Origin of the sequence: Corynebacterium pseudodiphtheriticum DSM 44287, from assembly GCF_000688415.1 — a bacterium.
Taxonomy (GTDB): Bacteria; Actinomycetota; Actinomycetes; order Mycobacteriales; family Mycobacteriaceae; genus Corynebacterium; species Corynebacterium pseudodiphtheriticum.
In genome coordinates this window covers 162,206-184,657 of the sequence record NZ_JIAH01000005.1, presented here as the reverse complement: position 1 = coordinate 184,657, position 22,452 = coordinate 162,206, and the positions used below count along the sequence as shown (strand labels likewise).

The window sequence follows — 22,452 nt, the reverse complement described above, 5'->3', positions numbered from 1 at the left end:
TCTCCCTATTCCAGTCCTTTATCGATGCGACGCAGAATTACGCCTTCGCGCAGTGCCCAGGGGCAGATTTCGAGTTCGTCGATTCCTAATGCTCGCATACTAGCTTCTGCAACTAAAGCACCGGCAACGATTTGATGCGAACGGTCATTGCTCACGCCTTCTAATTCGGCTCGGTCGGCGGCAGTCATGCGGGAAATGAATGCGATCAATTGACGCAAACCTGGTGCGGTCAGATTACGTCGTACATAGGGCCCTGCCGACGATGGAGCGGCACCAGTAAGTCGCGCCAGGGTACGGATTGTCTTCGAGGTGCCTACCGCGATTCCTGGGGCACCGTAGGCGCGGATCTCGGCGGCAACATCCTTGAGCTCAGCGTCGATGTAGTCGCGCAGCGTGTTGATTTTCTTTTTGCCCGGCGGATCCGCATCAAACCAGTTATACGTCAACCGGCCGGCACCCAAATCCAGCGAACTGGCAACATCGGGGTGCTCGTCGGTGCCGGTACATAATTCGAGCGAGCCGCCACCGATGTCAATGTTCGTGATGCGACCAGCTGACCAGCCAAACCAACGTCGTACAGCCAGGAATGTCAACCGGCCTTCGTCCTTGCCAGAGAGGATTTCTAAGCGCACCCCCGTCTGTTTTTCCACTTCATCCAGCACATAGGCGGAGTTCGTGGCGGAGCGAATGGCAGACGTGGCAAAGGGCATGAATTCGTCGCATCCGAGTTTGTTGGCGAGTTCTTTAGCTTCCCCAACGGACGAGATCAGTTTCTTCAAACCTCGCTCGTGGATATTTCCGTCAGCGTCGAGCTGCTCCACCAGCTTTAGCGAAGTCTTCCAATCGCTCATGGGCGTTGGCCGACCGCCGTCCCGAACATCTACTGCTACTAGGTGGACAGTGTTGCTGCCCACATCAATTACACCTAATCGCACACTCCTAGCCTAAACGGTCTACGGTGTCTAGGTGTGAATCACGCACAGTCTTCTTCCATTTTCCTTGGTTTTCCTGCAAACTCTCCTGCCGGCAAATCTATTCGTGCTGGCCGGGAGGTTGCCCCGGATTTTGCTCGCGAGTGGTTCGAATTCACCAACCCGGACGATCCCGAGCATGTCTTTTCCGTCGACCTGACATGGGTTGAATCTCATTACAGTTGCAAGTTTGGCACCTCGGATTGTTTCGGCATCCGCGAAGGAATTACCGACGTGGCTTGTTGCACGCATGGGGCGTTTCTTGCCGACGAAACCGACCAGGATCAACTTTTCGACGCCGTCCGCAACATGCCCGCGAAATACTGGCAATTGCGCCCGAGCAATACTGATGAGCACTTGTCGGGAATAGCGCCTGCTGGCGAGTTAGAGCCGTGGCTAGTGTGGGACGAAGAGGAAAACGAGGATGGTGAAATGGAGCCGTCGTTGAAAACCCGAACTGTTGATGGTGGTTGTATATTCGCCAACCGTCATGGCTGGGCAACTGGCGCAGGATGTGCGCTACACCAGTGGGCAGTCGCGGAGGATGAAGAGCTAACCGTTGTCAAGCCCGAAGTATGCTGGCAGGTTCCTATTCGTCGACACGAGGATTATGAAACTCGCAGCGACGAAGTGGAAATTTTACGCACGGTAATCAGTGAGTATGACCGCCGCGCGTGGGGCAACGGTGGCGAGGAATTCGACTGGTGGTGTTCTTCGGCTCCGCAGTGTCACACGACGACTGATCCGTTGTGGAAGACACACCGGGAAGAGTTGGTGGCGGTAATGGGCCAACGCAATTACGAAATTTTGGCGAACCACTGCCAGATGCGTGATGCTGCCCGCGCGGCAGGCGTGAATCTCCCCCAGCATCCGGCGACGCGGGCGGCAACTGGAAATTAAACCTGAAAGAAACTAGGCGTCGAACTTATAACCTAGCCCGCGCACAGTCACCAGGTGTGTCGGGCGGGATGGTTCCGGTTCAATTTTGGAGCGTAACCGTTTGACATGCACGTCGATGGTTTTAGTGTCGCCGATGTAATCAGAGCCCCAGATGCGGTCGATCAGTTGCCCGCGGGTAAGAACGCGTCCGGCGTTTTCCAGCAAATATTCCAACAGGTGGAATTCTTTCAGCGGCATTGGAACTGCTTCGCCATCGACGTAAACGATATGGCTGTCGACGTCCATGCGCACGCGGCCGCCTTCCAAAACGTTATCGGCGGCCTCGATAGTCTCTGCTTCTGTGTTTTTCTCGGCCCCTCGACGCAGCACCGCCCGGATGCGGGCGGTGAGTTCACGAGCAGAATATGGCTTGGTCACGTAGTCGTCGGCGCCAAGCTCGAGCCCGAGCACCTTGTCAATCTCAGAGTCACGTGCGGTGACCATAATGATCGGAACCTGCGAGGTAAGCCGGATTTTCTTACACACCTCAGTGCCCGACATCCCGGGAAGCATCAGATCCAGCAAAACGATATCGACGTGTTGTGACTGAAACGTCGACAGCGCCGTGGGGCCATCAGCGGCAATGACCGTCTCGAATCCCTCTTTGCGCAGAAGAAATGCCAGCGGATCAGATAACGACTCTTCATCTTCCACGATCAAAACAGTAGCCATGGGGCTTGTGTCCTTTCGACGTTCAACGGCGTGTAACGTTTCGCCGGCTCGACGGCCGCAACCTGTTTCCTGCCACAGGGGCGATTCTATAACAGCTCGCCGCTAAAAAATCACGGTTCTTCTGGTTTTTCCCGGCTGGGTAGGCCTTCCGGATTTTCTGGGGTTCCCCGGTTATCTAGGCCTTTCAAATCTTCTAATTCTTCTAAGTCTTCCAGTTCATGCCCGCCCATGCCGTCACCTTGGTAACGCGGCAACGCCAGGGTAAACATGGTGCCCTCGCCCAATTCGGAAAATAATCTGATATTGCCACCGTGGTTGGCGACCACATGCTTCACGATCGCCAGCCCCAGGCCCGTGCCACCGGTTTGTCGGGAGCGGGCCTTGTCGACTCGGAAAAACCGCTCGAATACGCGCTCCTGGTCTTCGGAAGCAATACCAATGCCTTGATCAACGACGTGGATGCAGATTTCCTCAGCGGATACTGCCTCGTAACTCACAGTCACCGGTGTGGAATCTGGGGAATAGTTAATGGCATTGGAGACTAGGTTCGACACTGCCGTAACCAACAGATTTCTATTACCGACGACGAATAGCCCCGAGTTTGATTCGGCACCACCGGTTGCGTCACCACTAGTTGCGTCGCCTCCAGTTGCACCGCTGGTTGCATCGTCGCTAGTTGCGCCGCTGGTTCCATTCACAGCCCCCAGGTTTCGCAGAATAATGCCGTGGTTTTCTGCTGCCACCTGGTTACGCGCAATCGCCGCACTAATGACCTCGGCCACGGAGACCGGCGCAATCTCTGGAAGCGCTTCCGCCCCCTGCAACTTGGACAAGGAAATCAGCTCATTGACCATATCCGCCATGCGGTTAGCTTCGCGCTGCAGCTGACGCCCAAAATGCGTCACGTGCTCCGGATCATCCGGCGAACCCAACAGCGCTTCGGCCAACAGCGCCATCCCCCCAACCGGGGTTTTTAGCTCGTGGGATACGTTCGCGACGAAATCCCGCCGTGCCGATTGCATACGCACGTTTTCGGATTCGTCGGTGCCATAGACAATCATGAAACGATCGTCGACAAGGGTTAAGGGCTTAACCAGCGCGCGCACGTTGGAAATCCGATTACCCGTGCGATGCTTAGGCACGGAAAGCTCGAGGTAGCGGTTTTCTTTTTCTTCGTCGTCAAAGACGTTTGCAGCCACCCGCCACACCTGTGGGTTAATGGTGCGCGCGTGCACCAGAGCCATGTCGTGAGCGCGGGCATTCGACAGCATGACATCGCCATTGCGGTCCACTACGACGATGCCCGTCGGCGATGATTGAATAACCAAATGCAACATCTGGCCGACGGTGGCAACCTGGTTAGATTCCAAAATCCGGTCCGAGTCCTGGGTTTGTTCTTCAGCACCGAACCGGCCCAGCTGCCCACCGCGGCGCAACCACACCGCCCCAGCGACAAGTAGCACTGCGGTGACCAGTACCGTCACCACGACGGCAAGAACAACAATCTGGGTTGTCGTCACGTGATTTACTTGGCCTGGCCCTGATTCGCTACGGCAGCAGCACCCGCCTGCGCGGCTTCTGGGTCCAAGTAGTCGCCTCCTGGGTTCACGATGCTGCCGTCGGCGGCAAATTCGTACACCAGTGGCATACCGGTCGGGATATTCAGCGCGGCAATATCTTCGTCCGAAATCGCATCCAGGTGCTTAACAAGTGCGCGCAGCGAGTTGCCGTGCGCAGCCAACAACACGGTCTGACCATCCCGCAGGCGTGGCAAAATCTCCGCCTCGAAATATGGGATGGCCCGGGCTACGACGTCTTTCAGGCATTCAGTGCGGGGCGGGTTGTCCACATCCGCATAACGCGGGTCGCCAGCTTGGGAGTACTGGGAGTCGTCGGCAAGCTCCGGTGGCGGGGTGTCATAAGAACGACGCCACGACATGAACTGATCCTCACCGTATTTGTCGCGGGTTTCGGCTTTGTTCAAGCCTTGCAGGGCACCGTAGTGGCGTTCGTTTATGCGCCAGTTACGGACTACAGGAATCCAGTGGCGGTCGGCCGCAGACAACGCAATATTTGCCGAACGGATAGCACGACGCAGCAGCGAAGTGTAGACCACCTCTGGCTGCAGCCCAGCAGCGGCAATCAATTCTCCGGCCCGGCGCGCCTCGCTTTCTCCACGTGCGGTCAGGTCTACATCAACCCAGCCGGTGAACTGGTTGGATTCATTCCAGGTGGATTGGCCATGGCGCAGCAAGATGAGCTTGCCGTTGGCAGAATTCGGTTCAGAATTAGGTCCAGTCATAGCTTCTAGCATGCCACGGTCGGCGGAATCAGTGCCGGAGCCACGGCGAGCTCGCCAGACTCCGCACCCCTTCAGTTCCCCGTCAGTTCCCCTTTAATTCCCGCTGGCTTGCCGGTTGTGCAACCTTGCTGCCCCATCAGCACTCGCAATCGCATCCTGGAATACCCCCACTAGCCGGTCCGCAGCCGCCGCCCACGAGAACTGCGCGGCGTGGCCCACCGCGGCCTGCCCCATCTGGACACGGCGTTCGTCGTCGTCCAGCAAATCTGCCAACGCATCGGCCCAATCAGCAGGGTCGTGGCCGTCGACAAGCGTGCCCGTGCGACCGTCAGCGACCGCAATCGGCAGGCCACCGACCCGCGCAGCCACCACCGGGGTGCCACAAGCCTGTGCCTCCATGGGAACGAGCCCGAATGATTCGTTGTAACTCGGCACCGCAATCAGGTCAGCAGCTTGATACACCGCGACCAGCTCCTCCGGCGGGCGGGTATCAATGAACCGGATGCATTTGCCGACGCCCAGTTCACAGGCAAGATTGTGATAATAATCCGGGCTGGCTGCGCTTCCCGAAGGGCCACCGCAGATCACCACTCGTAGGCACCGGTCCGGCTCGCGGCGGAAAAGCTCGGCGGTGGCGCGGATGAGCACCTCAGGGCCTTTGAATTTCTGTAGCCGGCCGACGAAAGCGACCACTTTCGTGTGTAGTGGGATGCCGAGTTCGCGTCGGGAGCGCTCAGTGTTGCGGTCTGTGCCCGGGGTAAACAGTTCTAGGTCGGCACCTGGCGGGACCACCATGATCTTGGAAGGTTCGGCATCATAATGGCCGATGAGGTCGCGGGCTTCTTCGTCGGTGTTAACGACGAGAGTGTCGGCGTTGTCGACGAGTTGCTGTTCGCAGATGCGCCGGGCCTCAGATTCGGCGGTATCGTCAGCCGAGCGGTAGGCGTTTTTCACCGCCGCAAGCGTGTGGGCGGTGTGGACCAGGCTGATGCCCCACAGGTCGCGTAACAACCAGCCAACCTGGCCGGAGAGCCAATAATGGGAATGGATCGCATCGTACGGTGCGTGGCAGGGAGCGTAGCCAGTACGGGATTCCTGCTTTGCCGCCGGCTGGGATTCTTTGTTGACGAACTGCACGATGCCCCCGGTGAAAGCAACCAGCTGCGTCGGCAACGATTCTTTTTCTAATCCGACATAAGGGCCCGCGATGATGTTGATAACGCGGAGGTTATCGGCAAGTTGCATGACCTCCGGCTGGGAGGATCGGGTGGCGCGGGTGAAGATATCGACACCAATACCCTGTTTCGCGAGCTGGCGGGCAATATTTAAGACGTAGACGTTCATGCCCCCGGCATCGCCGATTCCCGGCTGCTCGATGGGTGAGGTGTGCATAGAGATCATGGCGATGCGCATACTTGCATCCTAAAGATACTGGCGTACTGCAGCAGAACTGGAGCTTCTATAGGTCGCGACCTAGAACTATAAGCCCAGCGTAACCACTAGACCTCGCATACAAACAACTTGACACGCTCCCACGAAACGCCCCACGTTGCCGGGAGTACACTGGAAAGAGTTCTCCAGTCCGGACAAAACAATCCGCACTACAAAACCAGTCCCGGTACACCCACCCAGCATGAAGGAAGCACAGTAGTTCTATGTCGGCTTTTGAATCGAAGGCATGGTTGCAGCACTACGCACCATCGACTCCGCACACGCTTGATTACGGCAACGTCACCTTGCTGGATGTTTATGACAACAACCTAGCGATCAACCGGAACAAGCCCGCGACGTGGTTTTTCGGCCACCGCATGTCCTACGGCGAGCTTGATGAGCAGGTTCGCGGTATTGCCGCTGGCCTACGCTCCCTTGGCGTCGGCCCGGGCGATCGTGTCGCACTCATTTTGCCGAACTGCCCGCAACACGTGGCCGCGTTTTATGCTGTGCTCAAGCTGGGCGCGATCGTCGTCGAACACAATCCTCTCTACACGGCACATGAGTTGTACGATCCTTTCGTCAACCATGGCGCCCGTGTGGCGATTGTCTGGGATAAGGCCGCGGAAACGGTGGAGAAGCTACGCCAGGACCGCGACCTAGCGCTGGAAACGATCATTTCGGTGAACATGGTCGAAGCGATGCCGAAGTTCAAACAGTGGGCCTTGCGCATTCCACTGCCGAAAATTCGCGAAACCCGTAAGCAGTTGACCGCACCTGCGCCAAACACGGTTCCGTTTTCTGTGCTTGCCGACGGCTCTATGGGCGGTTCGGCGGGCGATTTTGTGCCTGCCGACGGCGTCGACAAGAACACACCCGCACTGCTTTTGTATACCTCGGGCACTACTGGCACACCGAAGGGCGCGCAGCTGACCCACGGCAATCTGTATGCCAACATTTTGCAGGGCAAGCACTGGGTTCCCGGGCTAGGAGATGAACAAGAACGCCTGTTGGGGGCGCTGCCCATGTTCCACGCGTATGGTCTGACATTTTTCGGCACGTTGGGGCCATTTTTGGGCGCCGAGATGGTTCTGCTGCCGTCGCCACAGATTCCGTTGCTGATGGACATTATGAAAAAGCACCCGCCGACATGGATCCCGGGTGTGCCACCGCTGTACGAGAAAATCATCGAGGCAGCCAAGGACAAAGATATTGACCTTTCTCAGGTGCGCAATGCATTTTCTGGTGCTTCTACTCTGCCGGTACACACCGTGGAAAACTGGGAGCAAGCCACCTCTGGCCTTTTGGTGGAAGGTTATGGTCTGACTGAATGTTCGCCGATTTTGGTGGGTAACCCCATGAGTCAGAACCGTCGGCCCGGTTATATCGGTGTCCCATTTCCTGATACCGAAATTCGGATCGCAAACCCGGACAACCTGGATGAGACGCTTCCCGACGGCCAGGAAGGCGAGCTTCTCGCCCGTGGGCCGCAGGTTTTCCGTGGCTATTACGACAACCCGGAGGCTACAGAGGCTGCGTTCCACGACGGCTGGTTCCGCACCGGCGATGTCGGTGTAATGGAAGAGGATGGTTTTATCCGCCTGGTTTCGCGCATCAAGGAAATCATCATTACCGGTGGTTTTAACGTGTATCCGGGTGAGGTGGAAGAGACGATGTTGAGCCATGCCGACGTCGTCGAGTGCGCCGTGGTGGGCCGTCCGCGTTCCGACGGTGCCGAGGATGTCGTGGCTTGTGTGGTTTTGCGCGATGGCGCCGAGCTGAACCCAGAAGGGCTGCGTGCTTTTGCCAAGGAGCGACTGACTCCATATAAGGTTCCCCGCACGTTCTACCACTTTGAGGAGTTGTCGAAGGACCAATTGGGGAAGATCCGCCGACGCGAGGTACAGTCTGACCTGCTGAAACGTTTAGAGGATGCGAGCTAGCGGAGGGCTACAGGTTCTGTAGTTCCTTCTTATCGCTTCTGGATACAGTTTTCACCGCCCGGTTTTCCGGGCGGTTTTCTTTTTCTCGGTTTCTGTCTGCCAGTTTTCTCTCTGCCGGTTTCTGTCTGCCAGTTTTCTCTCTGCCGGTTTCTGTCTGCCAGTTTCTCTCTGTCGGTTTTCTGTCTGCCGGTTTCTCTCTGTCAATTTTCTCTCGGCCGGTTTCTGTCTGCCAGTTTTCTGTCAGGCTGGCACAGCCCCTCCCCGCTTTTCCGGTTGATCTTCGCTAACCACCCCCTTACGAACACCAACTATTTTGTTTGCCTGCAAATCAGTTAATGTGCTTTCCACGTGCCGCAGTCTGGCCCCAAAGTACCGCTTTAACGAACACACCCTAGCCAAGCGAGCCCCAATCGCCTACTGTGGTTATGGAACCAAAACTGCAATACAGGTCACAATATTTCGGTGCAGTTCGCTAGCGACGGTTCGTACACCCCGCAAGGTTTGCCCACCTACGGCCCAGCAAGCGAAGCCAGCAAACGCCAATACAGGAGGATTGTTCCCATGTCAGAGCCCAAACATGCTCTCAACACCGACACAAACAACAACAGAAATGAGGACACAAACAACAATCCAAACGACAACGCAAACACCGGTGCGGCAACCGCATTCAAAAACCGCGCCTGGTTACAGCACTATAACGACGCCTGCCCTCCCGAAATCGATTTCGCGGATCTCACCCTTGTCGACAATTACGTCGAAAACCTCAAAAATCACCGGGATCGCAACGCCACCTGGTTTTTCGGGCAATCGACGACGTATGCGCAACTTGATAAGCAGGTCCGCGCGGTAGCCGCAAGCCTAAAATCACTAGGAGTCAGCAAAGGCGACCGGGTGGCTGTGGTGCTCCCTAACTGCCCGCAGCACATCGTCGCGGTGCACGCCATCCTGCGGTTAGGTGCAACCGTCGTCGAGCACAACCCGCTGTACACCCCATATGAGCTAGAAGGCCTATTCAAAGACCACGGAGCGCGCACTGCCATCGTCTGGGACAAAATCGCTAGTTCGCTGGAGCCGCTTCGCCACGCCACAGCGCTGCAAAACCTCATCGCGGTAAACATGGTTGAGGCCATGCCCGTAACCAAGCAGCTGGCGTTGCGCTATCTGCCGTTACCTGCGGTGCGTGAAAAGCGCGAGATGCTCACTGCAAAAGCCGATAACGCGATCCCCTACCGCATGCTTCTCGACGGCGCGATCGGCGGCACTGGTGAAAACCTGGAACCAGAGCCGACGCTGACCCCGGACGACATCGCATTCATCCTTTATACTTCCGGAACCACCGGCGCCCCGAAGGGTGCGATGCTTAGCCACCGCAATATCTGCTCCAACGTGCAAATGGCAAAGTACTGGCTGCCCGGAATTGGCGAAAAGCCCGAAACTCTCATGGGTGCACTGCCTATGTTCCACGTGTACGGTCTGACCCTCATTGGCGCGCTGGCTTCCTACGTCGGCGGTGAGATCATCCTGCTGCCTAAACCGGAAATCCCCTTGATTCTCGATGCCATCAAGAAGCGCAAGCCCACCTGGTTGCCCGGTGTGCCGACACTCTACGACAAAATTTCCGAGGAAGCCCAAAAGAAGGACCTCGATCTGCAGGGCATCCGCTATTCTTTTGCCGGTGCTGCCCCGCTACCGGCATCCACCGTCGACGAATGGGAAAAACTTTCAGGCGGCTTGTTGGTCGAAGGCTATGGTTTGACCGAAACCTCGCCGGTGATCGTGGCCAACCCCGTCAATGAAAACCGACGCCCAGGTTTCATTGGCGTTCCGATGCCAAATACGCTGATCCGTATTGCAAACCCCAAAAACCTCGACGAGACCATGCCGGATGGTGAGGAAGGCGAGGTACTGGTCAAGGGACCACAGGTTTTCCAGGGCTACTTAAATAAGCCGGAAGCTACCGAGGAAGCATTCCATGATGGCTGGTTCCGCACTGGCGATATGGGCGTGATGGAAGAAGACGGTTTCTTGCGCCTGGTTTCGCGTTTGAAAGAAATCATCATCACTGGCGGGTTTAACGTCCACCCTGCCGAGGTAGAAGAAACCATCAGCGCCCACCGGGATATCGCTGACGTTGCTGTGGTGGGTCGCCCACGCAAGGACGGCTCGGAGGACGTTGTTGCCTGTGTGATTCTTAACGACGGTGCCGAGCTAGATCCGGAAGGTTTGCGCGAGTTCTGCCGTGAACGTTTGACCCGGTATAAGGTTCCGCGCACCTTCTACCACTTCGAGGAACTAGCCAGGGACCAGCTGGGGAAGATTCGTCGCCGCGAGGTCCAGGCTGACCTGATTGCACGCTTGGAGCAGGCGTAGGCGAAGTTTTTGTTCGCTATCCCACGAGCACAGGGCACGAATATAGATTCGTAAAATCACGCTAATTTTGGGCGGGCCGACGTCGATACCGCTACGTCGATCCGCCCCACTTCCATTTTTCATCCCTTTTATGCTGCGGTTTTAACAAACCGCACTAAAAACTTGCGTAGTTTATGTGAAACGACTCACCAATTGGTAGTGTGGGGACCATCTCAAAAACGTGTGATGTAAAGCACCCCTACGCAAGGAGGTAGCAATGACCGCTTCGGATACCAAAGCGTGGCTACAGCACTACGGCGATATCCCAGAAAAGCCGGAATACGAGCACAAGACGCTGCTGAGTCTGTACGACTCGAATCTGACCAATAACCACCATCGGCAGGCCACCTACTTTTTTGGCGAGTCGATGACTTACAGCGAACTCGACAAGAATGTGCGCGCTGTGGCGGCTGGCCTGAAGGCCTTCGGTGTCGGCCCTGGTGATCGCGTGGCGGTCCTGCTACCGAATTGCCCGCAGCACGTTATTGCGTTTTATGCCATCCAAAAAATTGGCGCAACCGTCGTCGAGCACAACCCGCTGTACACGGCGCACGAGCTAGAAAGCCTGTTTAGCGACCACGGCGCCCGCATCGCGATTTGTTGGGACAAAGCCGCCCCAATGTTGGAGCAAGTCCGCAGCAAAACCCCGCTCGAGACCATCATCTCGGTCAACATGATTAATGCGATGCCCCGCACCAAACAGCTGGCCTTGCGCTACCTGCCCTTGCCGTCGATCCGCGAAAAACGCAAGCAGCTTTCCCAGTTCGCCCCAAACACCATTTCATTTGAATCTTTGGCCAGCGAAGCCTTCGGTGGCGACGGGCGGGAAATTCGCACCCCAGATTGTGTCACCAGTGATTCCACCGCGTTAATCCTGTATACCTCCGGCACCACGGGCACCCCGAAGGGCGCAGAGCTCACCCAGGGCAATATCTCGGCAAATATCGCCCAGATCCTGACCTTCTTCCCCACCCTGGGCCGCAACCCGGACGAGCGCGTGCTGGGTGCTCTGCCAATGTTCCACGTGTACGGCCTTACGCTGATCGCCGGGCTTGCCGTATCACTGGGTGGCGAGATGGTGCTGGTGCCGAAGCCAGAAATCCCGTTGCTGATGGACGTGATCAAAAACCGCAAGCCATCCTGGATGCCGGGCGTGCCGACGCTGTACTCCAAGGTCATGGAGGCCGCCGAGAAGCAGGACATCGACCTGAAAGGCATCACCAATTCCATTTCCGGTGCCGCCCCGTTGCCGGAGGCCACCGTCGAGAAGTGGGAACAACGCACCGGCGGCCTGCTGGTGGAAGGCTACGGCTTGACCGAGACCTCGCCGGTGTTGTGTTGTAACCCGCACTCAGAAAACCGTCGCCCGGGTTATATTGGCATCCCGTTCCCCGATACCCAGGTGCGCATCGCTAACCCAGACAATCTGGACGAAACCATGCCGGATGGCGAGGAAGGCGAGCTGCTCGGCCGCGGCCCACAGGTATTCAAAGGCTACCTGCACAATGAGGAAGCCACGGAAAACGCTTTCCACGACGGTTGGTTCCGCACCGGTGACATGGCTGTGATGGACGAAGACGGCTTCGTGCGCATCGTGTCCCGCATTAAGGAAATGATCATCACCGGCGGATTCAACGTCTACCCTGGTGAGGTCGAGGACTGCCTGGGGCAGCACCCTGATGTGGAAGAGTGCGCTGTCGTCGGCCGCCCACGCAAGGATGGCTCGGAGGATGTCGTGGCCTGCGTGGTTCTGCGGGCAGGCGCTGCACTGGATCCGGATGGGCTGAAGGATTACTGCCGCGAGCGCCTGACTGCCTACAAGGTTCCGCGCACCTTCTACCACTTCGAAGAGCTTGCCACTGACCAGATTGGTAAGCTACGCCGCCGCGAAGTTCAGGCCGATTTGCTGGATATGCTGGGCCTGGTGCCGAAGGAAAAGGACGAGGCTGCTGCCGCCCAGCCGGAAGACGGCGGTACGCAAGACGGCGCCGCTACGGATAAGTAGCTTGCGCTGAATAAGATCCACTTCCCCGGAGTATTTCACGCCCTGGTTCGCCCATGATAGTGGCCAGCCAGGGCGTTTTATTGTGCAACTATGCCGAACATACGCACTCAAAACATGGTTTCTGAAACAAAATCATGAGAATTTACTCACATTTGCCGCGAGTTATCCACGTGAGATAACTCGCATGCACTACGGTGAGCAAAGACAACATGAACGTTTCCTCATATTTTCTGTAAAGGATGCCACTGCATGTCTTTGACACCGCTTGATTCCATGCGCGCCCCCGCCATCATCTTTGCTGGTCAAGCCTCGGAATGGGAAAAGCAGCTGCGCAACGCCGCTGCCAGCCACCACGCCGTCGGCCGCCTGGACAATTACCTGACCCAAGCCCGTAGCCTGGTCAGCCCTTACGCCCGCACCATTGCTTCCACTATCCCAGGAGCCATGGAGCGCTTGGAAACGCTCGTGCACGCGGACTCCCAAGACACCGGCGCATCCAACCACACCACCAGCCCGAACAATTCCACTAGTTCCAATGACGTATTCCCCGCCGTCAGCATCCCGGGCATCGTGCTCAGCCAGCTGGCTGCCATTGATCAATTGCGTGACCTGGGGATGAACCTTGCAGGTTGCGACCTAGAACAGGGCTCAACACAGAACAACCCAACCACCGCCTTCGGCCACTCCCAGGGCAGCCTCGGCATCGCCGCCATCAAACATCCAGTACACGCACTGGCCCTGGCCATCCTGATGGGCACAGCAGCAAGCGTCGCCCACGGTTCCACCGATTCCCGCTCGCACATGCTGTTAATCCGCGACCTCCCGCGCGATGTCGTCGAGCAGTCCCTGAATGGGACCACCACTGGCTCAGCCGCCATCTCCGTGGTCAATGGCACCCGCGCTTTCGTTGTCTCGGGCACCCCGGATGAACTCGCAGCGGTAGAAAATAACGTCGCCGCCCACGCCAGCGCCTATAACGACGCCCTGGAGGCACGCGAATTCGGCGGCTCAGAACTCACTCCAAACTTCACCTACTTACCGGTCGCGCTGCCTTTCCACCACGACAGCCTCACCGAAGCCGCAGAGTTGACCATCGAGTGGGCCCAGGCCTGCCAGCTGGATCTCGGCGACACCGATATCGCCACCGTCGTCCGCGACATCCTGATCCGCCCGTTCGACTGGACCGCACAGACTGCCCAAATGGTCGACCAGCACATCAGCCACGCTCTGGTGCTTGACGACGGCCTGGCCAAACTCACCACCCCGCTCGTGGCGGGCACCGGCCTGTCCGTCGTTCCGGCTTGGACGGCGTCGCAACGCGATAACCTCGCTACCCCCGGCGCGCAATTGCCTACTGCGCGCGACTGGTCTGAGTTCGCCCCACGGCTGGTCACACTGCCGGATGGCAAGACGTACACGCAGACGAAGTTCTCTGCACTGACCGGCTTGTCCCCGATCATGCTCGGCGGCATGACGCCAACCACCGTCGACCCAGCCATCGTGGCCGCTGCCGCCAACGCTGGTTTCTGGACGGAGATGGCCGGCGGCGGAATGTATTCCGAAGAACTGTTTACCGAACTGAAGAATTCGCTGATCCGCCAGCTGCAGCCTGGACGCACCGTGGCGTTTAACACCATGTTCTTCGATCGCTTCATGTGGAACTTGCAGTTTGGCCAAGCGCGCATCGTCCCGAAGGCCCGCGCGAACGGCGCCCCAATTACCGGTGTCACCATTTCCGCTGGCGTGCCGGAAGCCGACGAGGCCACAGAACTGCTCGCCCAGCTGCGTGCCGACGGTTTCCCATATATTTCCTTCAAACCGGGCACCACCAAGCAGATCCGCGACATCCTAGCCATCGCTGCCGCCAACCCGGAGCACCAGTTAATTCTGCAGATCGAGGACGGCCACGCCGGCGGCCACCACTCGTGGCTGGATTTGGATGAGATGCTCATCGACACTTACGCCGCTGCCCGCGAGCACGATAACGTCACCATCACCGTCGGCGGTGGCATCTACTCAGCAGAACGTGCCGCGGAATACCTAACCGGTACGTGGTCACAGAAATATTCTCTGCCGCGCATGCCGGTCGACGGCGTGTTCGTCGGCACGGTCGCCATGGCCACCAAAGAAGCCATTACCTCCCCGCAGGTCAAACAGCTGCTCGTCGACACCCCAGGTATCAGCCCGGAGACCAATGGCGGTTGGGTCGGCCGCGGCCGCGCTAACGGTGGTGTGGCCTCTGGTCAGTCGCATCTACTGGCGGATCTCCACGAAATCGACAACTCTTTCGCCGCTGCGGCTCGCCTGATCACCTCGCTGGATCCAGCTGATTACCAGGACCACCGCGAAGAGATCATCGCCGCATTGGCCAAGACCTCCAAGCCGTATTTCGGTGACGTCGAGACCATGACCTACCAGCAGTGGCTGGAGCGTTTCGTCGACCTGGCCTTCCCGTTCATGGACCCAACCTGGCAGGATCGCTGGTTTGACTTGTTGCACCGCATCGAAGCGCGCCTGCACCCAGCCGATCACGGCGAGATCGACACCCTGTTCCCGACGCTCGAATCCGTCGCCGATGCCCCGGCCAACCTGCGCACCTTGCTCGAGGCCTTCCCGCAGGCTGCCACCACTACCGTCGCAGCGCGCGATGCCGCCTGGTTTGTTTCGCTGAACCATAAGCACAACAAGCCGATGCCATGGACCACGGCCATCGATGGTGACCTGAAAAAGTGGTTCTCCAAAGACACCCTGTGGCAGGCGCAGGAGGATCGTTACGACGCCGATGCCGTACGCATCATCCCGGGCCCGGTCTCGGTAGCAGGCATTACCAAGGTCGACGAGCCCGTCGCCGAGTTGCTGGCCCGGTTCGAAACCGGCACCACCGAGGCCTTGCAACAAGCTGGCGTGGAGCCAACCAAGCAGTACTCGCGCCTGGGCAACGCCACCACTGCAGAAGAATTCTTGCGCCAGGCCCCAAGCTTGGAATGGCACGGGCACACCATCGCCAACCCAGCCGTGGAGCTGCCAACTGAAGCCTTTGACATCATCAACGACGGCACCGAGGCTGCCCCGCAGTATTCCATTCGCATCAACACTGATTCCTACTGGGATGACCTGCCAGAAGAGCAGCGCCCGTTCTATGTGAAGTCCGTGTCCATCCCCGTCGATCTTTCCGACGCCGTCGCCACTGGTGCCAGCCCGGTTGTGGACCACGACCGTCTGCCACAAGCAGTCTTTGAGCTGTTGGCAGGCCTGGCTGGTGTGGGTTCGACCTCCGAATCTGGCGATGAGATCACCGCGCTGCCCACCATCGTGGAAGGTTCGGTCGACGAGCAATATCCATTCGGCTATGCCGAAGATTCCTTCACCTTGCCTACCACGCTGTTGCAGGCACACACCGCAGTCACCGGCGCTGGTTTGGGCGACAAGCTCACCACCGCCCCGGGCACCCCGGACGTGCTGGTGGGCCCAGCCTGGCCTGCGATTTATACCGCTCTAGGCTCTGGCCGCATTGGCGAGGAGCACGGCGAGCCTGCTGGTACCGACTACCCAGTCATCGAGGGTCTTCTCAACGCCGTGCACCTGAACCACGTTATTGACCTGCGGGTGCCACTCCACGAACTCGCCCGCGGCAACAAAGGCGAAAGCAATGCGCGCCGCATCGACGTCAAATCCTGGTGCTCTGCGATCGATGAGTCCAACGCCGGACGCATCGTCACCGTGGAACTGGAATTGCGCGATCACGAATCCGGCGAGTTGGTGGCCACCCAGATGCAGCGCTTCGCTATCCGCGGCCGCGCCACTGGTGCCAGCGTCCCGGCACCTGCCCCGGAATGGGGCGGTGCTGCCCTAACTGCTGAGGTCGAGCCGACCTCACGTTCCTTCGTCGACCGCGCAACCGTCACGGCGCCGCAGGATATGACCCCATTCGCGCTGGTCTCGGGCGACTATAACCCGATCCACACCTCCACTAATGCTGCTCGCCTGGTCAATCTTGACAACGCCCTAGTGCACGGAATGTGGCTCTCGGCCACCGCCCAGCACTTGGCTAATACCCACGGCACGGTCACCAGCTGGACATATTCCATGTTCGGCATGGTGCAACTCAGCGACAAGGTGGAAATCACCGCAGAACGCGTCGGACGCGCCGGAATCCACAGTGCTTTAGAAGTCACCTGCCGCATCGATGGTGAAGTCGTCTCCGTCGGCCAGGCGCTGTTGGCACAACCGGCCACCGCCTACGTCTACCCAGGCCAGGGTGTGCAGGCAGAAGGCATGGGCCGCGGCGATCGCAACGCATCCCCTGCTGCACGCGAGGCCTGGCGTCGCGCGGATCACCACACCCGCACCCAGCATGGTTTTTCCATCCGGCAGATCATCGACGACAACCCAACGGAGCTCAAGGTGCGCGGTACTACCTTCCGCCACCCGCAGGGCGTGCTGCACCTGACGCAGTTCACCCAGGTCGCGTTGGCCGTTGTCGCCTATGGGCAGACCGAGCGTTTGCGCGAAAACAATGCGCTGGCTACTGGCGCCATGTATGCCGGGCACTCGTTGGGTGAATACACCGCGCTGGCTTCGCTGGCGAATATCTTCGATTTGGAAGCTGTCATCGACATCGTCTACTCGCGTGGTTCCGCGATGGGCACGTTGGTCGAGCGCGACGAGCACGGCAATTCCAATTACGGCATGGGTGCGCTGCGCCCGAACATGATCGGTGTCAGTGCCGATGATGTGCAGGATTATGTTGCCCAGGTGGCGCAGGAAACCGGCGAGTTCTTGGAGATCGTCAACTACAACATCTCCGGCCAGCAGTATTCCATCGCTGGCACCAAGGCTGGCCTGGCGGAATTGGGTAAGCGCGCGAAGTCCATCGCCCCGCGTGCGTTCGTGACCGTCCCGGGCATCGATGTGCCGTTCCACTCCCGCGTGCTGCGCGACGGCGTGCCTGCATTCGCGGACAAACTCGACGAGCTGCTACCGGAGACCTTGGACCTGGATGCCTTGGTCGGACGCTATGTGCCGAACCTAGTGGCCCGCCCGTTCGAACTCACCCAGGATTTCGTGGACGCCACCGCGGCTTTGGCTCCGTCTGGCCGTCTCGACAACATCGACGCCGCCACCATGGAGCCGCAAAAGCTGGCCCGCCTGTTGCTGATCGAGTTGTTGTCCTGGCAGTTTGCTTCACCGGTGCGCTGGATCGAAACCCAGGAATTGCTGTTTGCTCGCGTCGACCAGATCATCGAGGTCGGCTTGGCGTCGTCGCCAACGTTGACCAACTTGGCGCAGCGTTCCATGGCCGTGGCTGGCGTCAGCTTGCCGGTGTACAACGTCGAGCGTGACCAGGATGTGGTCATGCTCGCCGACGTCACCGAGGCGCCAATCGAGGTGGATGACGAAGATACTGCAAGTAACTCTGCTGCCGCCGCCGACCAAGCCAGCCAGGCGCCGGAGGTCGGCGCCGATGCTGCACGTCCTACGGAAAACCCGGCACCGATGTCGGAGGCGGGTCCTGACTCCACAAACACTGCAGCCACCGCAAACACTGCCACCGAGGCAGCCCCAGCAAACGCGTCGGCAAGCGCCAGCGCTAACCCCAACGCTAGTACCGCTGCTGGAGCCAACACTGGAGGCGGCGCCCCAGCCGGCGAGCTCAGCTTCACCGCCGCCGAGGCCATCATGACGCTGTTCGCGTTTTCCAATAAGATCCGCCTAGAGCAGATCAACGATTCCGATACCGTCGAAGAACTCACCAACGGTGTGTCCTCGCGTCGTAACCAGCTGCTCATGGATATGTCCGCTGAACTTGGAGTTCCAGCCATCGACGGAGCCGCTGATGCTGATGTCGCCACCCTGCGTGGCCGCGTCACCACCGCAGCTCCGGGCTACAGCCCGTTTGGTGCGGTGCTCAGCGAAGCCATCGGAGCGCGCCTGCGTCAGCTCACCGGTGCCGCCGGTGCCAAACCGGCCGCTATCGGCGAGCGGGTAACCGGCACCTGGGCACTCCCACAATCCTGGATCGCCCACGTGGAAGCCGAAATCCTGCTGGGCTCGCGCGAAGAAGATTCGGTGCGTGGCGGATCGCTAGCAACGATCCCAACTTCGGCCAGCTCCAAGGCAGAAGTCAACGAACTAGTTGACGCCGCCGTGCAGCAAGTGGCTGCTCGCCACGGGGTGGCGGTCTCGCAAGCAACCGGTGGCTCGGGTGCCGGTGGTGGTTCCGTCGTGGATTCCGCTGCGCTCAACGAATTCGCCGAGCAGGTCACCGGCGAAAACGGTGTGCTGGCTACTGCCGCACGTACCGTACTGGCACAGCTGGGCTTGTCCGAGCCTGCACCAGAGACCCCAGAAACCGATAACACGCTGTTTGAAACCGTCGAGGCAGAGCTGGGTTCCGGCTGGGTCAAGACCGTCACCCCGGTCTTCGATGCCCGCAAGGCCGTGCTTTTCGACGACCGCTGGGCCAGCGCCCGGGAAGATCTCGCCCGCTACGCGCTGGGGCAGGCAGATATCGCCCTGGAGCGTTTCCGCGGCACCGGCACGACCGTCGCCAAGCAAGCCCGCTGGTGGGCAGCCAACGGTGGGCAGGGCGAGCTGGAAGAGATCGCACAACTGGCAGAATCTGAGCTGCAGGGTGCCTACGCCGAGGATATTGCGCTGGTCACCGGCGCTGCTCCGGGCTCGATTGCCACTGCGCTGATCGCGCGCCTGTTGGAAGGTGGCGCGACCGTCATCATGACTGCTTCGCGCGTGAGCCAAGCGCGTAAGGAGTTTGCCCGCAAGCTGTATGCCGAGCACGCCGTCCCGGGTGCTGCGCTGTGGCTGGTACCAGCGAACTTGTCGTCCTACCGCGATGTCGATGCGGTCATCGACTGGATCGGCACTGAGCAGGTGGAATCCGTCGGCAATGAGGTGAAACTGCTCAAGCCAGCGCTGATCCCAACCCTGGCCTTCCCATTCGCCGCCCCACCGGTGACAGGGTCGCTGGCCGACGCCGGCCCGCAGGCAGAAAACCAAACGCGTTTGCTGTTGTGGTCCGTCGAACGCACCATCGCGGGGTTGGCCGGTTTGGCGCAAGCTGGCGTCGACAAGCGCTGCCATGTGGTGCTTCCGGGTTCACCAAACCGCGGTGTATTCGGTGGCGACGGCGCTTATGGCGAGGTCAAGGCCGCGCTGGATGCGATTATGAACAAGTGGAAGGTTGAGGCTGGCTGGTCTGACGGCGTCACCCTGGCGCAGGTTCTGATCGGTTGGGTGGCCGGTACGCACCTGATGGCCGGCAACGACGGACTGGTTCCGGCTGTGGAGGCTGCGGGTATCCGGGTCTGGAACCCAGCAGAGATTTCCCACGAGCTGATGGGCTTGGCTTCTGCCGAATCCCGCGCGCAGGCTGCCAAGGCTCCGCTGCACCTGGATCTGACCGGTGGTTTGGGTGACACGTTGAACATGGCTGAGCTGACTGCGCAGGCGGCAGCGAATGCAGAAAAGGCCGCAGCGGCCGCAGCAGAGGCAGCAGCCAACGCCCCCGCTGCCCCGGCGACCATCACGGCCCTGCCAAATATCGCAGTGCCTGCACAGCCGGAGCGTGTGGAAACCGGTGAGATCACCACAGATCTGGATGACATGATCGTCATCGCTGGTGTCGGTGAGGTCTCGTCCTGGGGCTCGGGCCGCACCCGTTTCGAGGCAGAATACGGTATTCAGCGCGACGGCTCGGTGGAACTAACCGCCGCCGGTGTTCTGGAACTGGCGTGGATGACGGGCCTGGTCAACTGGGCCGAAGACCCAACCCCGGGCTGGTACGACGCCAATGGGGCAGAAATCGCCGAAGAGGAAATCTATGCTCGCTTCCGCGATGAGGTCGTCGCCCGCGCTGGCGTGCGCACCTTGTCGGATAAGTATCACCTGCAGGATCAGGGTTCGATTGACTTGGCGACGGTCTTCTTGGACCGCGACATCACCTTCACCGTGCCTTCCGAGGCCCAGGCCCACGATATCGAAGCTGCTGACCCATCCTTTACTCGCGTGGCCGAGGCCGACGGCGAGTGGCAGGTCACTCGCTTGCAGGGCGCTACCGCGAAGGTGCCGCGCAAGGCGACGCTGACACGCACGGTGGCGGGCCAGATGCCGGATAACTTCGACCCCACGCGCTGGGGTATTCCGGAGCACATGGTCGACGCCCTGGACCGCATGGCTGTGTGGAACCTGGTCACCGCCGTCGACGCGTTCATCAGCGCCGGGTTCAGCCCCGCGGAACTGCTGCAATCGATCCACCCGGGCGATATTGCTTCCACCCAAGGCACCGGTATCGGTGGCATGGAATCGCTGCATAAGGTCTTCGTCTCGCGCTTCTTGGACGAGGAGCGCCCGTCGGACATCCTGCAGGAAGCTCTGCCGAACGTGATTGCTGCGCACACCATGCAATCGCTGGTGGGCGGCTACGGTTCTATGATTCACCCGATCGGTGCGTGTGCGACCTCTGCGGTCTCCATCGAGGAAGGCTGCGACAAGATCGCACTGGGCAAGGCCGATGTGGTGGTGGCCGGTGGTATCGACGACGTGCAGGTGGAATCGCTGGCCGGCTTCGGTGATATGAATGCGACCGCGGAGACGAAGAAGATGACCGACCAGGGCATCGACGAGCGTTTCATTTCCCGTGCCAACGACCGCCGTCGTGGGGGCTTCCTGGAGGCCGAAGGTGGCGGAACCGTCCTGCTGGTGCGCGGTTCCTTGGCCCGCGAGCTGGGCTTGCCGGTCTATGCGGTGGTTGCACACGCGGCGTCCTATGCCGATGGTGCGCACACCTCGATCCCTGCACCGGGCCTGGGTGCTTTGGGCGCTGGCCGGGGCCGTGAGAACTCGCGCCTGGCAAAGTCGCTGCGTGGTCTGGGCTTGCACCCGAACGACGTGACCGTGTTGTCCAAGCACGACACCTCCACCAACGCCAACGACCCGAACGAGTCCGAGCTGCACTCCATGCTGTGGCCTGCTGTCGGCCGTGATGCCGATGCTCCGCTGTTTGTGATTTCGCAGAAGTCGCTGACGGGCCACTCGAAGGCTGGTGCTGCACTGTTCCAGACCGGCGGTTTGATCGATGTCTTCCGCACCGGCCGCGTGCCGCACAACGCGGCATTGGATTGCGTGGATCCGCTGATCGAGCCGAAGGCGAAGAACCTGGTGTGGCTGCGCGACGGCGTTTCGCTTGCCGACGCCGGGCGCCCGGTGAAAGCGGCTGTGTTGACCTCGCTCGGCTTCGGTCACGTTGGTGCCGTGGTGGTCTACGGCCACCCGGGTGTCTTCGAAGCTGCGGTGGCCGCGCAGTTCGGTGAGGACGCTGCCGGTGCCTGGCGCGAGCAGGCGAATGCTCGTCTGGCTGCTGGTGCCGCGCACCGCGAGGCTGGCATGATTGGCCGCCGTGCGTTGTTCAGTGTGATTGAGGGCCGTCGCTTGCCGGAGCGGGGTTCGAAGGAAGCGGAGATCGCATTGCTGCTGGACGAGGATGCTCGCTTGGGCGCTGACGGGACCTACCCACTGCCGGGTGAGGCTGGTGAATCTGGCAGGAGGGATTAGGTTTTAGGGTTCTCGTCCTAAAAATCAGCGCCGGCAACCGACACCGGCATGTTTATTAACTGACAAGGGTTCGTCCTGATTTTCCGCGCTGCGGGCCATCAGGGCGGACCCTTCAGTTTTATTTGCACCACTAGTGGGTTTCTTTCACTTCTACAACTTCCGTAACTTGTTATAGTCAGTTCACCAACCACTCCCTTAATTTCCGGAAGG

10 protein-coding genes are annotated in these 22,452 nt (G+C 59.6%); 5 read left to right on the top strand and 5 right to left on the bottom strand.

The genetic code is table 11. The features are described from left to right. Positions 1–5 precede the first annotated feature (5 nt). Complete coding sequence (locus O146_RS0101460; protein ID WP_031267958.1) at positions 6–935, bottom strand: Ppx/GppA family phosphatase; 930 nt, start codon at positions 933–935, stop codon at positions 6–8. A 33-nt stretch (positions 936–968) separates the two neighbouring features. On the opposite strand from O146_RS0101460, the gene O146_RS0101455 reads away from it, so the two are divergent. Then, positions 969–1,871 (top strand): DUF3109 family protein, encoded by a 903-nt coding sequence (locus O146_RS0101455; protein WP_021352138.1) that lies wholly within the window; start codon positions 969–971, stop codon positions 1,869–1,871. Positions 1,872–1,883: 12 nt separating this feature from the next. Here O146_RS0101455 and O146_RS0101450 read toward each other — a convergent pair whose 3' ends face one another. The 4 genes from O146_RS0101450 to mshA form a co-directional block, all read right to left on the bottom strand. Then, positions 1,884–2,582: a response regulator transcription factor gene (locus O146_RS0101450; protein ID WP_023018892.1), complete on the bottom strand. Its 699-nt coding sequence runs from the start codon at positions 2,580–2,582 to the stop codon at positions 1,884–1,886. 110 nt (positions 2,583–2,692) lie between these two features. Further along, positions 2,693–4,102, bottom strand: coding sequence for an ATP-binding protein (locus O146_RS10685; RefSeq protein WP_051619189.1), 1,410 nt, complete (start codon positions 4,100–4,102; stop codon positions 2,693–2,695). A gap of 5 nt (positions 4,103–4,107) precedes the next feature. Continuing rightward, a complete protein-coding gene (locus O146_RS0101440; RefSeq protein WP_021352890.1) occupies positions 4,108–4,884 on the bottom strand; it encodes a phosphoglyceromutase in 777 nt (258 codons plus the stop codon). A gap of 93 nt (positions 4,885–4,977) precedes the next feature. Then, the gene (gene mshA / locus O146_RS0101435; protein ID WP_027017485.1) at positions 4,978–6,297 is read right to left on the bottom strand and encodes a D-inositol-3-phosphate glycosyltransferase; all 1,320 of its coding nucleotides are present in this window, start codon (positions 6,295–6,297) and stop codon (positions 4,978–4,980) included. A 242-nt stretch (positions 6,298–6,539) separates the two neighbouring features. On the opposite strand from mshA, the gene O146_RS0101430 reads away from it, so the two are divergent. From O146_RS0101430 to O146_RS0101415, 4 genes are all read left to right on the top strand, one after another. After that, on the top strand, positions 6,540–8,258 hold the full coding sequence (locus O146_RS0101430) for a long-chain-fatty-acid--CoA ligase (RefSeq protein ID WP_027017484.1): 1,719 nt from the start codon (positions 6,540–6,542) through the stop codon (positions 8,256–8,258). A gap of 561 nt (positions 8,259–8,819) precedes the next feature. Further along, on the top strand, positions 8,820–10,628 hold the full coding sequence (locus O146_RS0101425; protein ID WP_023018887.1) for a long-chain-fatty-acid--CoA ligase: 1,809 nt from the start codon (positions 8,820–8,822) through the stop codon (positions 10,626–10,628). Positions 10,629–10,884: 256 nt separating this feature from the next. Continuing rightward, positions 10,885–12,672, top strand: a complete 1,788-nt coding sequence (locus O146_RS10680) for a long-chain-fatty-acid--CoA ligase (protein ID WP_051619188.1) — start codon at positions 10,885–10,887, stop codon at positions 12,670–12,672. A 249-nt stretch (positions 12,673–12,921) separates the two neighbouring features. Continuing rightward, positions 12,922–22,242 (top strand): type I polyketide synthase, encoded by a 9,321-nt coding sequence (locus O146_RS0101415; protein ID WP_027017482.1) that lies wholly within the window; start codon positions 12,922–12,924, stop codon positions 22,240–22,242. The last annotated feature ends 210 nt before the right edge of the window (positions 22,243–22,452 follow it).

Bases quoted from the DNA above. Each gene is read 5' to 3' on its own strand.
- O146_RS0101450 (WP_023018892.1), bottom strand. From the start codon at position 2,582: ATGGCTACTGTTTTGATCGTGGAAGATGAAGAGTCGTTATCTGATCCG.
- O146_RS0101440 (WP_021352890.1), bottom strand. From the start codon at position 4,884: ATGACTGGACCTAATTCTGAACCGAATTCTGCCAACGGCAAGCTCATC.
- mshA (WP_027017485.1), bottom strand. From the start codon at position 6,297: ATGCGCATCGCCATGATCTCTATGCACACCTCACCCATCGAGCAGCCG.
- O146_RS0101430 (WP_027017484.1), top strand. From the start codon at position 6,540: ATGTCGGCTTTTGAATCGAAGGCATGGTTGCAGCACTACGCACCATCG.
- O146_RS0101425 (WP_023018887.1), top strand. From the start codon at position 8,820: ATGTCAGAGCCCAAACATGCTCTCAACACCGACACAAACAACAACAGA.
- O146_RS10680 (WP_051619188.1), top strand. From the start codon at position 10,885: ATGACCGCTTCGGATACCAAAGCGTGGCTACAGCACTACGGCGATATC.
- O146_RS0101415 (WP_027017482.1), top strand. From the start codon at position 12,922: ATGTCTTTGACACCGCTTGATTCCATGCGCGCCCCCGCCATCATCTTT.